General features: G+C 68.5%; 14 protein-coding genes and 2 pseudogenes. 9 read left to right on the forward strand and 7 right to left on the reverse strand.

Annotated elements, in window-relative coordinates; all coding sequences use genetic code 11:
- Nucleotides 1–113 precede the first annotated feature (113 nt).
- Both FNV62_RS50140 and FNV62_RS50145 read left to right on the forward strand, forming a co-directional pair.
- Nucleotides 114–869 (forward strand): RNA polymerase sigma factor, encoded by a 756-nt coding sequence (locus FNV62_RS50140; RefSeq protein WP_143630041.1) that lies wholly within the window; start codon nucleotides 114–116, stop codon nucleotides 867–869.
- Nucleotides 866–1912 carry a CU044_5270 family protein gene (locus tag FNV62_RS50145; protein WP_143630043.1) on the forward strand — a complete coding sequence of 349 codons (1047 nt, stop codon included), beginning with the start codon at nucleotides 866–868 and terminating at the stop codon, nucleotides 1910–1912. Before FNV62_RS50140 ends, FNV62_RS50145 begins: the two co-directional genes overlap by 4 nt.
- Before the next feature lie 365 nt (nucleotides 1913–2277).
- Here the strand turns inward: FNV62_RS50145 and FNV62_RS50150 are convergent, their stop codons facing one another.
- Nucleotides 2278–2859 (reverse strand): TetR/AcrR family transcriptional regulator, encoded by a 582-nt coding sequence (locus FNV62_RS50150; RefSeq protein ID WP_060896915.1) that lies wholly within the window; start codon nucleotides 2857–2859, stop codon nucleotides 2278–2280.
- A 223-nt stretch (nucleotides 2860–3082) separates the two neighbouring features.
- Here FNV62_RS50150 and FNV62_RS50155 point away from each other — a divergent pair, with 223 nt between their 5' ends.
- From FNV62_RS50155 to FNV62_RS56440, 4 genes are all read left to right on the forward strand, one after another.
- On the forward strand, nucleotides 3083–3931 hold the full coding sequence (locus FNV62_RS50155) for an oxidoreductase (protein WP_143630045.1): 849 nt from the start codon (nucleotides 3083–3085) through the stop codon (nucleotides 3929–3931).
- A gap of 51 nt (nucleotides 3932–3982) precedes the next feature.
- Nucleotides 3983–4618, forward strand: a complete 636-nt coding sequence (locus tag FNV62_RS50160; RefSeq protein ID WP_143604611.1) for an NAD(P)-dependent oxidoreductase — start codon at nucleotides 3983–3985, stop codon at nucleotides 4616–4618.
- 160 nt (nucleotides 4619–4778) lie between these two features.
- On the forward strand, nucleotides 4779–5339 hold the full coding sequence (locus FNV62_RS50165; RefSeq protein WP_225900689.1) for a transposase: 561 nt from the start codon (nucleotides 4779–4781) through the stop codon (nucleotides 5337–5339).
- Nucleotides 5324–5464, forward strand: a complete 141-nt coding sequence (locus FNV62_RS56440; RefSeq protein ID WP_225900690.1) for a hypothetical protein — start codon at nucleotides 5324–5326, stop codon at nucleotides 5462–5464. Before FNV62_RS50165 ends, FNV62_RS56440 begins: the two co-directional genes overlap by 16 nt.
- Before the next feature lie 624 nt (nucleotides 5465–6088).
- Here the strand turns inward: FNV62_RS56440 and FNV62_RS56445 are convergent.
- Nucleotides 6089–6502 (reverse strand): hypothetical protein, encoded by a 414-nt coding sequence (locus FNV62_RS56445; RefSeq protein ID WP_225900691.1) that lies wholly within the window; start codon nucleotides 6500–6502, stop codon nucleotides 6089–6091.
- Between FNV62_RS56445 and FNV62_RS50175 the strand changes: the two are divergent.
- Nucleotides 6434–6646 (forward strand): annotated as a pseudogene (locus FNV62_RS50175) (hypothetical protein); the annotation flags it as partial. The gene FNV62_RS56445 and the pseudogene FNV62_RS50175 sit on opposite strands and share 69 nt — an antisense overlap.
- Here the strand turns inward: FNV62_RS50175 and FNV62_RS50180 are convergent.
- From FNV62_RS50180 to FNV62_RS50195, 5 genes are all read right to left on the reverse strand, one after another.
- Nucleotides 6615–7637 carry a GNAT family N-acetyltransferase gene (locus FNV62_RS50180; protein WP_143630046.1) on the reverse strand — a complete coding sequence of 341 codons (1023 nt, stop codon included), beginning with the start codon at nucleotides 7635–7637 and terminating at the stop codon, nucleotides 6615–6617. The pseudogene FNV62_RS50175 and the gene FNV62_RS50180 sit on opposite strands and share 32 nt — an antisense overlap.
- 642 nt (nucleotides 7638–8279) lie before the next feature.
- Nucleotides 8280–9485 (reverse strand): cytochrome P450, encoded by a 1206-nt coding sequence (locus FNV62_RS50185; RefSeq protein WP_097288296.1) that lies wholly within the window; start codon nucleotides 9483–9485, stop codon nucleotides 8280–8282.
- Nucleotides 9485–9694 carry a DUF1259 domain-containing protein gene (locus FNV62_RS56450; RefSeq protein ID WP_060896910.1) on the reverse strand — a complete coding sequence of 70 codons (210 nt, stop codon included), beginning with the start codon at nucleotides 9692–9694 and terminating at the stop codon, nucleotides 9485–9487. Before FNV62_RS56450 ends, FNV62_RS50185 begins: the two co-directional genes overlap by 1 nt.
- Before the next feature lie 7 nt (nucleotides 9695–9701).
- Nucleotides 9702–10214, reverse strand: a complete 513-nt coding sequence (locus FNV62_RS56455; protein ID WP_313905097.1) for a DUF1259 domain-containing protein — start codon at nucleotides 10212–10214, stop codon at nucleotides 9702–9704.
- Nucleotides 10215–10826: 612 nt separating this feature from the next.
- Nucleotides 10827–11102 carry a helix-turn-helix domain-containing protein gene (locus tag FNV62_RS50195; protein ID WP_054234905.1) on the reverse strand — a complete coding sequence of 92 codons (276 nt, stop codon included), beginning with the start codon at nucleotides 11100–11102 and terminating at the stop codon, nucleotides 10827–10829.
- Nucleotides 11103–11164: 62 nt separating this feature from the next.
- On the opposite strand from FNV62_RS50195, the gene map reads away from it, so the two are divergent.
- On the forward strand, nucleotides 11165–11932 hold the full coding sequence (gene map, locus FNV62_RS50200; protein ID WP_060896907.1) for a type I methionyl aminopeptidase: 768 nt from the start codon (nucleotides 11165–11167) through the stop codon (nucleotides 11930–11932).
- Between the two features lie 473 nt (nucleotides 11933–12405).
- Nucleotides 12406–12588, forward strand: a pseudogene (locus FNV62_RS56460) (serine hydrolase); the annotation flags it as partial.
- Between the last annotated feature and the right edge of the window lie 87 nt (nucleotides 12589–12675).

The following is a 12675-nucleotide window of genomic DNA, read 5'->3' on the forward strand; positions in this document are numbered from 1 at the left end:
TCCGAGAAGCCGGAATGGTTGCAGCGGTCCGGTGATGTGCTGTGCAGGGTTGGTCCGGCCCTGGTGTGACGCGGATCACCGCAGCGTGGTCCGCGCAGAGGACAGGGAGGAGTGTGGAGATTTCACTGCGGGCCCGCGTGCGGGCCGGGGATCCGGATGCGTTCAGGCAGCTCTTCGACGAGCACGCTGCGGTGGTCCACCGGCATGCCGTCCGGATGACCGGCAACTGGGTGATGGCCGATGACATCGTGTCGCTGACTTTCCTGGAGGCGTGGCGGCTGCGTGAGCGGGTGTTTCCGGGTGCCGACAGCCTGCGCCCGTGGCTGCTGGGGATCGCCACGAACGTCACGCGCAACACCGCGCGGGCGGCGCGAAGACACCAGGCCGCGCTCACCAGAGTCCCACCCCCCGACCCTGTGCCGGACTTCGCCGACGAGGTGACGCAACGCCTGGCCGACACCGAGGAACTGGCCGCCGCGCAGAAGGCGTTGAGCAAGATGCGCCGCGGGGAGCGCGAGGTGTTCACGCTCTGCGTGTGGGAGGGCCTGGACGCCGCCACGGCGGCCGAGGCCCTGGGCGTGGCCGTCGGCACCGTACGGGCCCGGCTCTCACGCGCGAGAAAGCGCCTGCGCAAGCTCACCGAGCTCGAACTCGACGGCGGCGCGGGCGGCGTGGGCCGTACAAGCCGCACGGACAGCACGGACAGCACGGACAGCACGGACGGCACCGACAGGATGAACGGTAGGAGAGGCAGCCGCGGCACGGAAGGCGGCCTCGGGCAGAGCGGAGTGCAACGCCCGGCCGCGGTCGGACAGTCACTGGGTAGCCGCCATCAGGCGGCTCGGTCCACGCAGGAGAAGAAGCGATGAACACCAACCCGCGACGACGTGATCAGCCGGTCGACTACCAGGATCTGGCCGAGTTGCTGCCCGCGCCGGGCCGTCCGGTGCTCGCGCAGGACCGCCACCGCGTACTGAGGGAACACCTGATGGAGCACATCACCCACGAGACCACCCGTGAGCAGTCGGGTGCGACGACCACCTCACCGAACGCCTCACCTGTGATCCCCGCTCGTCGGAGCCCCGGCCGGCGTCTGGTTCTCGTCGCGGCGCCACTGGCACTGGCCACCGTCGTGGGCCTGGGCGTGGTTGCGGTCGACAGTGCACAGGACGGCAAGCGCGACACAGCTGCCGCAGGTGTCACGGCCGACGACCACCGGAAGGCCACGCAGCTGCTGGACCGGATCGCCCTGGCGGCGACCGACCGCCCGACGATCAAGGTACGCGACGACCAGTTCATCTACACCAAGTCCCAAGGATCAGCAGTTGAGTTGGGCGTCGATTTCAGCAGTCCCGAAGAGCTCGCGAAGCGCAAGGGGGCCTTCAAGGTGGAGGAGTACAAGGGGACCGTCCGGCAAGAGCAATGGGATTCGGTGAAAGGCAAGCGGGACGGTTTGAGGAAGGCCGTCGCGCTCACCGACCCTTCCAAGAAGATGGTCATGGACATGGTCGGCACCGGATATCTGACCTTCAGGCAGCTTCAGGCTCTGCCCACCGATCCCGACGCGCTGCTGAAGAAGCTCTCCGGTGACGCCAAGAATGTGGAAGCGAGCCGCGTCACGGGAGTGGTCGTCGAGAATCTCGGAGCGATACTCGACGACGCCACCCTGCTGCCCGACCTCAGTGCCGCGCTCTACCGTGCCACCGCCAAGCTCCCGGGTGTGCGCGTTGTGGACCACATCAAGGACGCCGCGGGACGGGAAGGTATCGGCCTCACGTTCGACGGCGCCCCGAAGGGCTACGCCTGGGTCTTCGACTCGTCAAGCCTCGTCTACCTCGGCACAACCAAGAGCGCGCTCCTGGGAATTGGCGTCGCGGACAAAACGGGTGAGGTTCCGGTCAGCTCATCCTGAGGCAGCCTCACCGCCGTCGCGCGCCCAGAGGGCGTCCGCTCCGGCGGAGGTCGCTGTGTCGACAGCGCCGTACCGTCTTGCGGTCCGATTGCAGGCGGCAGCTGGCGGCGCGGAGGGACAGCCCCCTTGGCGGCCAATTCGTTGACGTCTCTGTGGCGTTGACGCACACGGTCAATGAGAGGAGGTACCGGAGCAGCCGGGGGCGGTCCGGCGTCCGTGGGGGCAGGTGGGCGCAGACATGCAGGGTGCCGACGGAACGTCTTCTCCACAGCGCCGTTGTCGTACCGATGACGGTGAGCATCGGTTCGAGGTGGACAGCTCGTTCGCGAAAACACGCTGATGAAGTTCGGTACGACAACGACGCCTCAGTCGCGTGGGGCGACGAGAGGTAGGACGATGGTGTCCAGGATCTCCTCGATCACGCTGAGGGGCAGCGCCTCATGGGTCTGCGTGAGTTCGAGGCTGACGAGATCGAGCGGCAGGTCCCGGATGCGCGGCGTGAGGGCGGCCGGGTCGACTTCTCCCCGTGCGGCGGCGCGGTCCCAGATCTCCTCGGTGCCCAGGGCCTGGTAGATCCGCTGTCGCAACTGCTGCGCGAGGTCCTGGTTCTCCTCGGCCGGCCCGCCGAATCGCGCCCCGAAGACGGCCCTGATCTCCGCTCGCCTGTCGGACTTGCTCGCCAGGGAGGCCAGGAGGTCTCCCCGCAGCGTGCCAGTGTCAGGGACGGGCGGCCTGTTGTGGTCGATCCAGTGCAGGACGGCCGCGGTGAACAGCTCCTGGCGGCTTCCCCAGCGCCGGGCGATCACGGGGCGGCTGGTCTGGGCGCGTTCGGCCACCGCTTCCATGGTCAGCCTTTCGTAGCCGTTGTCCATCAACTCGTCCCACGCGGCCGTGAGCAGCGCACTTTCGAGTGCTGCTCCGCGGCGACGGGTCTGCCGGTCGGTCACGATCCCTCCATACGATCCACTGCTGCATCTAATTGACCGAGGCACTCTCTCCACGTAGAGTGCACACGTGCATCTTATGTGAATGAGGGGCGACCTCTGCCATTGCGGCGGCGCACGTTGTCAGGCTCCAACCGCGAGCATGCGGATCACCTGATGCGCCGGTGGCCGCGCCGGCGGCTCGGCCGTCCGAAACCATCCCCCTGTATGGAATCGAAGGGGTTACATGACCAGCGAATTCCGCCTCGGCGGCGACCTCACCATCAACCGTCTGGGGTTCGGTGCGATGCGCCTGCCGTCCCAGAGCGGCATGGGCGGCAAGCCCCGCGACCTCGAAACCGGCCGCGCGGTGCTCCGCCGTGCCCTTGAACTCGGCGTCAACCACATCGACACCGCCGACTTCTACCGCAGCGGCGACCATACGGCTCACGCCAACACGCTCATCCGCGAGGCCCTTCACCCCTACCCGGACGGCCTGGTCATCGCGACCAAGGTCGGCCCGCTCATCAGGCCCGACGGCTATTCCGCCGGCGCGCCCAGCGACATGCGTGCCCTGGTGGAAGAGAACCTCACCGGTCTCGGCATGGAGCGTCTCGACCTGGTGTACCTGCGCGTGGGACACATGGAGCCCCCGCACGGCGAGTCCATCGCCGCCCGTTTCGAGGCGCTCGCCGAACTGCGCGAAGAGGGCCTCATCCGGCACCTCGGGCTGAGCAACGTCGACACAGGACACCTCGACGAGGCCCGCGCCATCGCCCCGGTCACGGCTGTCCAGAACCAGTACCACGCCGCGCACCGCGCCGACGTGGAGATGCTGGCAGCCTGCGAGGAGGCGGGCATCGCCTTCGCGCCCTTCTTCCCTCTCGGCGGCGGACGTGAGCTCGACGACGACCGCCTGGCCAAGGTCGCCGCCCGGCACAGGGCCTCGGTCGCCCAGATCGGACTGGCCTGGCTGCTGGCCTCCTCGCCGGTCACTCTCGCCATCCCCGGCACCGGCTCGGTCCGTCATCTGGAGGAGAACATGGCCACCGAATCGGTCGTGCTCTCGGACGAGGACCTCGCCGACCTTGCCTGACCATCACGGCGCCCAGCGTGCCGATCACGCAGCACGAAAGGTCCCTCTGCTATGAAGCTGCTCGTCCTTGGAGCGACCGGGCTCACCGGTCGCCATGTTGTCGACGCGGCCCTACGGTCCGGCGACTCGGTCACGGCATTCGTCCGCAACCCGGCGGCACTGGCTGATCTGGCCGACCGGGTCACGCTCGCCACCGGAGACGCCACATCACTCCAGGATCTCTCCGCCACCCTGCCTGGTCATGACGCAGTCATCTCCGCCCTCGGTGCAGGCAACTCCTTGACTTCGATACGCGCCGACGACCTCTTCACGCGCTCCTCCACGGCCCTTGTCGCCGCGGCCAAGGAAACGGATGTCTCCCGCCTGGTCTGGCTGTCGTCGTTCGGCGTGGGCCACACCCTCGCCTGGTCGAGCATCCCGCAGAAGATGATCTACCGCACGCTCCTGCGGAACATCTATGCGAACAAGGCGACCGCCGACGAGAGTATCCGCTCCAGCGGGCTGGACTGGACCATCGTCCTCCCGACCCGGCTGACCAATGACCCCGCCAAGGGCACATACAGCATGGGTGACAGACTGCCGATGAAGGGCAACCCGACGATCAGTCGTGCCGACGTGGCAGCATTCATGCACAAGGCGGTCCACGGCAGCGAGTGGATCCACCGCAGCCCCGTGATCAGCGACTGACGCCCTCCATCCCGTTCCAGGTCGATCTTTCAGACGCCGCTGCCGTACGGATCACGGTGCGGATCGGTTCCAGAGGACAGCTCGTTCCGGTGGTGTGCGGCTGGGATGCGTATGAAGGCGGGGCCTCCGGCTCAGTTCGGGATTGCTGAAGTCCTTCAACATGACGGACGTGGAGTGGTCAGGCTTACGCGACGCGGTGCCGGTCCCGCCCTGGTTGAAGGGCCGCGGCGGGCAACCCGAGGGCTACGCCTTCTTCCGCCGCCGACGGGTGGCGGCTCTGCTCGCCGACCTGCACGACCGGCTGCGCGGCTTGGTCCGTGAGGACGCCGGCCGGGGATCCGGAGCCGCCCTCTCCGCAGCCATCGACACGCGGTCACTGCGGGCCGCGCCGACCATCCCGCGCTCCACGTCCGGATGGGACGGCGGGAAGGAGGTGGGCGGGCGCAAGCGGCACGTCATGGTGGACTCCCTGGGACTGCTGCTGGTCGTGATGGTCACTGCGGCGAGCGTGCAGGACCGGGATGCGGCAGGGCCTGTGCCGGCACGGCTCCGTGCCTGTTTCCGGAAGATCCAGCTGGTGCGGGCCGACGGCGGCTACGCGGGCCGCCTGGTGGTCTGGGCCGCCGAGAAGCTGCAGCTCACCCTTGAGATCGTCAAACGCAGTGACGATGCGTCAGGGTTCGTGGTTCTGAGACACGTTGGATCGTGGAGAGGACGCTGAGCTGGCTGATGCGCTCGCGGCGGCTGGTGCGCGACTACGAGACCCTGCCCGAGGTCCACGAGGCGATGGTGCCGTGGTCGATGACCATGCTCATGAGCCGGCGGCTGGCCCGGCCGCGAGCGTGAACCTGCCCGGCGTGAGCTCGCCGACCCGCCCCTGTCTGCCAGCCGCTTGGCCCGCGAACGCACCGCACGCTCAACCTTCGCCGCAGTCTCCTCCAGTCCGAGTGCCGCCGCGATCTCCTGACAGGCCATCGCCCCGCCCGCGCCGGCTGGCCGCCGCTCCGTCAGCACCTGGAGAATCCGCTGGTACCCCACCGCCAGCTCCCCCGCCTCGAGACCGGGCCGCTACACCGGAGCGATTGAACCTACACGGGCCGCCTTCACCGGGGACGCCACCGCATGCCGGGGCGGCACCGACCCCGCCCGGGGCTCGGCCGACTCGTCCGCAGCCGGAACAGCAACGGCCGATGCCGTCTCTTGGACCGACGGCACGGCAAGCACCCCGCCGACCCGCTGCCGGGCGATCACCCAGCCCTCCCAGTCAGCCTCTCCACGGGCTCCCGCGCGGCCAGCTCCCGCGCCTCAAGCAGGCCCACCATCGACGCCACCCCGGCACCTCCACCGGTGACACAACCCGACGGCCCGACCCTTGCGGTGCCAAGCCAAGTAGTGCCGCTCCCGCCCCCTGCCCGACAGCAGCGCCGGCGGCCGGGTGCTGGCTCGACTTCTGTGCCGAGTGACGCTCCGTCAAGGCTGGACGTCGAAGAGAGCGAAGGAAGGTGGCGGCGGGGCGAGTACTGCGCGAAGGCGGCCGAGCATCGCCCGCCATTGCTTCGAGTCCTCCTGGTCGCCCCAATTTGAGACCGATCCCGCCTCGTTACCGGCTATGCGGGCGAGGGCTTCGTCAGCAAGCAGCCGAACGTCAGTGGGAAACGCTACGCGAACGAGTTCTGCTCGCCCCGCAGTCGCTTTGTCGGTGCCTGGTGCGAGGATCCCGGCGAAGCTGTGCAACGAGATCGAGATGGGCACCTGGGCTGGGGAACCGGCCCTTTCGACAACGACACCGCTGCGGACTTCGCCAACGCTCTCGATGACGCCGAACCAGAGGCATGCGAAACCCTGATCCGAGGTGTCCTCATCCGGACGATCGATGCCATCCATTTGGCGACGGCTCGCGGCGAAGGCGCTCGGGCGGTCACCGGCCGTGGCGAGGTGCGTTTGTCATTTCTGGGAGTTGGCGAACTGCTTGACCGTGCGAATCCTGCCCAGCGCATCAGAAGGGCAGGCCTCGCAAGTCCACGCTGATGGTCGGATGAGGTAGGTCGGCCAGGTCGTAGATCATGGTGGTCAGTGGCGAGGTCCGAGCGCCGTCGGGCTGCTGGAAGGTGACGGGTACGGAGAGTCGGCTCCATCCCAGCTGTGTGTAGAGCGGGACCAGGTCCGGGCGGCAGAGCAGGATCATCGTCTCGGCGCCGGCCGCTCGTGCGTGTTCGACCGCCACGCTGATCACCGTCCGGGCGATGCCCTGGCTTCGATGAGCGGGGTGCACCAGCACATCGCCCAATCCCGCGGCCCGGCGCGGAGATCCGTCGAAGGCCATGTTCCGCAGCAGCCATCCCGCGGAAGTCACCGGCCGGCCTTCGGAGACAGCGATGAAGGTGTGCTGCTTGTCGTCCCACACCAGAGCGAGCCCGTTCACCCCGAAAGGGTCGGACAGGCCAGCGCGGAGTGCGGCTCCATCACCCGGAGAACCGGGACCCAGCACATGGATCAATCGAAGGTCCGCACCACCGTCGTCCACCACATATTCCGAGGTGGCCGTGCCGGCGGGGTCAAACCGGTAGCGCAGACAATGCAGTCCGCTGGACTGGACGGTCCCGTCCGCCTGGGCACCCAGGCGGCGCAGTACCGAGATCGAGGCCGTGTTGCCGGGCAGGACGAAGGCGAAGACGGCAGGGAGCGAAAGGCGGCGAAACGCCAGGTCCAGGCACGCACGGCCCGCCTCCCCGGCAATCCCGCGACCTTGGGCCCGTGGGTGCACGGCGAAACCGAGGTCAACTCCGTACTCGGCCCGATTACGCAGTCCCACCCGGCCGAGAAACGCGTCCGTTGCGGCATCCCTGACCGCAAAGTCGCCGTAGCCGTGTCTGGTCCAGTGGGCGACGTGGTCGTCGCACATGGCCCTGGCCGCAGACCGACTGTCCGCCCGGCCGGTCGCCAGCCATCGCATGACGCTGTCCTGACCGACCACGGCCTCAAAGAGATCGTCGCTGTCCCCGCGGCGGATCGGCTCCATCACAAGCCTCTGGGTGCGCAGAACGGGGCCACTTGACCGGACCACTCGGCAACTCCCTCGACCAAGGACTGACCAAGGACTGAAGGAGCGTATCCGGCGACTCTTTGAAGCGATCGGGAGGCAACCGGTGAACCCATCCGGTCATGGCATCGTCGAAGAAGGCGAAGGCTGCGCCGACGTCGTCCAGGCCCCACGACGGGCGGCGCCACAGGCCGTTCAGGTCGTTTCGGTACGGAGAGCAGCGAGTGCAGCGCCGGCCGGACCGCACCGTATCTGCCGGTCGGTTGCTTCAGTCGCTGCTCTGAGTCTTGTGTCACGGTGATGCGGCGCGGGTCCTCTGGACAGGAAGCCATCGCGCATCATGGGGCCCCGCACGTTCCGCGAATTGCCGTACGGGGCGACCCACTTGGACAGGGCACTTTGAACGAGCGTCAGCGGCCGCCCGGACTCCTCGCCCAACTACTCGTCCACCCACCGTTGGGCCCGGCGCCGGGGCTCGTACGAGGGGTGGACGAGGATGCTGCTGCGACTACGGTGCGTCCCTGCCGGTCACGCCGTACACCGTGCCCCCACCTGAAGGGCTCGCATCGACCGAGCGAGCCGATGCACTAGCCCATCAGGTCCGGCGCGATTCCGGCGTTCCTACCAAGCCACCGGCAGCTCCAGCGGGAAGCGCCGGATCGTCTCCGTGTCCCACCGCACTTCCTCCGGTGGCACCGCAAGCCGCAGCCCGGGGAAGCGCTTCAAGAGGCGCCCGATCGCCACTTCCATCTCCGCCATGGCCAAGGGCACCGCGATGCATCGGTGACCGCCCCAGCCGAACGTCATGTGCGGCTGGTAGGGCCGGTCGGGGTCGAGGACGTGCGAGTCCGGGAAGCGCTTCGGGTCCCGGTTGGCCGTCAGGTACGACACGTGGACGAATTCGCCCGCCCGGATTTGTACGCCGTCCAGCTCCACGTCCTCAAGGGCCACCCGGGGGATACCGACCCCCTTGCGGAACGGGATGTGGCGGAGCATCTCCTGCAGGACGTCAGTCAGGGACTCCGGCCGACGCCTGAGGTGTTCCATCAGCTCGGGACGCGTCAGGAGCAAGTAGGCGATGTCGCTGATCTGGCACGTCGCCGTGTCCTGGCCGCTGAGTGTCAGCGTCAGCGCCATGACCGCCAGTTCCCTGTCGTCAAGCTGATCCTCGCCGTCTCGCGCTGCGGCCATCGCGCTGATGAGGTCCTTGCCGGGTGAGCTCCGGCGCTGCTCGACGAGTTTGGCGAAGTAGTCCGTCAGATCGGCCTTGGCGCTCGCCGCGGCCTCCTTGTTGCCCGCGCCGACGACGAGCAACTGGCGCACGGACTCCTGCATCTGGGGCCAGTCCTCCTGTTCGACGCCGAGGAGGTCCAGGATGGTGTGCTGGGGAAGCGGGTCGGAGAGGTACTGAACCAGGTCCGCCGGCGAGCCGTCCTCCTCCATCCTGTCCAGCAGGACGTCCGCGAGCCAGATGATCCGGCTCCGCATTCCGTCGACCTGCTGCTGGGTGAAGGCCTGCGAGGCCAGCTGGCGGACTCGGCTGCTGTGCGGCGGGTCCATCACGTTGATCGATTCGGGCGAGACGATGGGCTCCGGGGTCAGCCGGGGGTAGTCGTGGCCGATGATGGCCGCCCGGCTGAGCCGGTGATCGGTGGTCACCTGCTTGACGGCATCGAATCCGGTGATCAGCCAGGCGTCCGCATCACCGTAGGGAAGCCGGATGCGAGTGGGGGAATCGCGGTCCATCAGGTCCGCGAGCTCAGGGTCGAACTCCAGGGCTTCGCTGAAGTCGAACGGGCAGATGTTTGTCTCGTTGTCCGCGGTCATCAGGCGGCTCCTCCGGGCATGCGTACGACGTTGGTGGTGTCCACGGCCCGGCGAATGGCCTTGGCGAGGCTGACGGCATCGCCGACAGCCCAGTAGTGGACGAAGAACAGGTGTGGATCGTCGGTGAGGTTGTGGTGGCGCGCCTCGACGAGATTGACGCCACCGCGCGGCAGGGCCACGAGGACGGGTTGGACTTCCTTGGCGATCACTACCAGGTCACCGCGGAGGGCGGCCTTTCCGCCGCCGTGCGGCTGGAAGCTGACGGAGGTGGTGGCGACCGGTCTCGGGGGCAGGATCGCAGGGCCGTCGGCGACGGTCTCGCGGCAAACATCTGAAAATCTGCAGTTCGCGCTCGGTGACCACGGCGGCGCCCAGCAAAAGCGTGCTGTGGTGTGAGTGACGGACGTAGGACACGCGCGTGCCCAGAACGAGCGCGCGGTTGATCCGGATGCCGCGAGAGAAGGCCGTGAGAGCCCGGCGCGGCAAGCCCGAGTGGTACGTGAACCGCCTCAGATCACCGGTCGGGCCGAGAGCGTTGCCCACGCCCGCCCAGTCCGCCGGCTTGGTCATTACCGGCTCGGCCGGGGAGCGGTCCTCCGGTCCGGCGGGCAGGGCGCGGGCCCTGGCAGGCACACCGGTGAGTACGGGCGCAGGGGCGGCCGGGGCCGGCACACGGCGCCGGGACGGGGGGAGCCGAGCGTGGGTGTCCTGCTGTCGCTTGTCAGCCATGTCATGTGCCTCCTGGCGCGATGGAAGCACAGTCGACCTCGTGGAACGCTGATCGGCACAGCCACACCCCGCCAGGTGGGCTAACCGGCTGCCGCCTTTGGCCCGCGTCTGCACAGCAGCTCGCCGCGCGAGCCATCGAGGCCATCCCGCTCAGCGTCTGCCGGAGATGCCGTGGCGGCGGAAGTGACGCGACGCCTAGTGGTGTGGTGACGCGGACCGCGCGGCTCCGCCCAGGATCGTGGCGGAAGACGCCTGTCTGCCCGCGTCCAGGCTGTCCGTGCTGCCCGCAGGTGTCAGCCAGCCCAATCCGGCACAGTGGTCGCTGTGTCGCCCCGTCGAGGGGTGGACCGGGCGCCGCTGAGCCACGCTGACGACCGCACTCCGAGTGCTGCCCGCCACGACTTCTACGACGAGGTCGCCCCGGGCGGGTGTGCAGGTGTCGTCGGCCTTCTTCGGCGACACGCGTCACCCATTTGGCCTACACGTGCGGGCCTGTCGCTGCCGCGCTGCGCCGCTTCAGCGGGAAGCGGCACAGCCGGGCCGTCCAACCCGCCACAGCCGTCGTGCTGCGTCAGGAACATCGGATCCTCAGCCGGATGGCGCGCCTGACGGTCACGCCGACATGGGCTGCTCGCCGCCTTCGGCGCCTTCCGCGCAGGCGGCGGCCAGGTCGTCCAGGGACAGGTGCAGGGCGTGGGCCAGGGCTGCCACGGTGAAGAAGGCCGGGGTCGGGGCCCGGCCGGTCTCGATCTTGCGGAGCGTTTCGGCGGACACTCCGGCGGCTGCTGCCACGTCGACCATGCTGCGGTCACCGCGGGCCCGGCGGAGCAGGATCCCGAAGCGCTCTCCGCGTTGCCGCTCTTGCGGACTCAAAGGAACTCTCACCATACCCGTGATACTAATACCGGTATAAGTATTGGGCAGCATCGCATGGCAGGGAGTCACGGCACATGGTGGAGATCAAGACCGACACGGCACTGGAGGCGATGCGAGAAGCCGGACGCGTCGTGGCCCATGCACTCGCAGCCGCCCGTGCGGCGGCAGCTGTGCGAGTTCGCCTGCGCGAGCTCGACGAAGCCGCCCGCGCCGTTCTCACCAAGGCCGGAGCACGTTCTCCGTTCCTGGGCTACCAGCCCTCCTTCGCCCCAACCCCCTTCCCCGCCGTGATCTGCGCTTCCGTCAACGACGCCGTCTCGCACGGCATCCCCGACGACTACCGCCTGCGCGACGGCGACCTGGTCAGCATCGACTGCGGAGCCGAACTCGACGGCTGGACCGGCGACGCCGCGATCAGCTTCACCGTCGGTACTCCTCGCCCCGCCGACCTCGAACTCATCGCCGCCACCCAGCAGGCCCTGGACGCCGGCATCGCCGCCGCCACCGTCGGGCACCGGATCGGCGACATCTCCCACGCCATCAGCACCGTCGCCCGCAAGGCCGACTGCGGCATGCCGGCCGACTTCGGCGGCCACGGCATCGGCCGCCAGATGCACGAAGACCCCCACGTTCCCAACCACGGACGACCCGGCCGCGGCTTCCCCCTGCGCCACGGCCTCGCCCTCGCCATCGAACCCATGCTCATGGCCGGAGGACGCAATGACTACCACACCGACCCCGACGGATGGACCCTGCGCACCATAGACGGCAGCCGAGCCGCCCACATCGAACACACCATCGCCATCACCGAGGACGGCCCCCGTATCCTCACCCTGCCCTGACCTCGAATCCGCTCCCAGCCGGCCGCCAGACATATCGGCCGGGGTCGAACTCCCCTTCCACCATGCGGCGCCGGCTCAAGCAGGACGCGCTCAGGTCCTGGTAGTACCAGTCCTGGATCTTCGTACGCGACCCGCTTCCGGCCCAAGGCCGCGTGGGTGCTGGACCCGTACACCCGTAATTTCGACGGCACCGCGCTGGGCGAGGACGGGTACGTGATCTCCGCGCGTGCAGGACGTCCCCCGCCAACCAAGCGGCCGGGGGTTAGCCCTACCCAGAGGTGGGCGGGTATCACGATCGTCCCACGCGGTCGCTTCCGAGATGTTGGGGCCGTAAGCCGGTGGTTACCCAATGATTCCATGGGAGTTGGCACGTGTGTGAGCAGGCATGGCAGAGGTTTCGTTCGTCCGGGTGACGGAGTGGTCGGCGCAGAGCCGCGCCGGCCGCGGTCGCGGTGGCCGTCGGCGTCACGACGATGGGCGCCCTGGCCCCGCCCGCGGCGTCTTCCGCTGCCAGGCAGCACACTGTCCAAAGGGGCCCGAACGCGCTGGTGCACACCGACGGCGTGCCCCCTGCGCTGGCGAGCGTCAAAGACCGTGGCGGCCGCACGCGCACCTACATCGCAGGGGTCGGTGACCTGGCCACCGGAGCGAAGGTGTTGGCCCCTTTCCCGCCGGTGCCCGTTACGGGCTGTGACTCGTGAGTACGTCACTCCGCATCGGGCCGTGGTGAAACGATGCCCGAT

The sequence above is a fragment of the Streptomyces sp. RLB3-17 genome, assembly GCF_007113425.2.
Taxonomy (GTDB): Bacteria; Actinomycetota; Actinomycetes; order Streptomycetales; family Streptomycetaceae; genus Streptomyces; species Streptomyces mirabilis_D.

Excerpts from the sequence above, each read along its gene's own strand:
- FNV62_RS50165 (WP_225900689.1), top strand. The coding sequence starts at position 4,779 with ATGACGGACGTGGAGTGGTCAGGCTTACGCGACGCGGTGCCGGTCCCG.
- FNV62_RS50145 (WP_143630043.1), top strand. The coding sequence starts at position 866 with ATGAACACCAACCCGCGACGACGTGATCAGCCGGTCGACTACCAGGAT.
- FNV62_RS50180 (WP_143630046.1), bottom strand. The coding sequence starts at position 7,637 with ATGGAGCCGATCCGCCGCGGGGACAGCGACGATCTCTTTGAGGCCGTG.
- FNV62_RS50195 (WP_054234905.1), bottom strand. The coding sequence starts at position 11,102 with ATGGTGAGAGTTCCTTTGAGTCCGCAAGAGCGGCAACGCGGAGAGCGC.
- FNV62_RS50185 (WP_097288296.1), bottom strand. The coding sequence starts at position 9,485 with ATGACCGCGGACAACGAGACAAACATCTGCCCGTTCGACTTCAGCGAA.
- FNV62_RS50160 (WP_143604611.1), top strand. The coding sequence starts at position 3,983 with ATGAAGCTGCTCGTCCTTGGAGCGACCGGGCTCACCGGTCGCCATGTT.
- map (WP_060896907.1), top strand. The coding sequence starts at position 11,165 with ATGGTGGAGATCAAGACCGACACGGCACTGGAGGCGATGCGAGAAGCC.
- FNV62_RS56455 (WP_313905097.1), bottom strand. The coding sequence starts at position 10,214 with ATGGCTGACAAGCGACAGCAGGACACCCACGCTCGGCTCCCCCCGTCC.
- FNV62_RS50155 (WP_143630045.1), top strand. The coding sequence starts at position 3,083 with ATGACCAGCGAATTCCGCCTCGGCGGCGACCTCACCATCAACCGTCTG.
- FNV62_RS56445 (WP_225900691.1), bottom strand. The coding sequence starts at position 6,502 with ATGGATGGCATCGATCGTCCGGATGAGGACACCTCGGATCAGGGTTTC.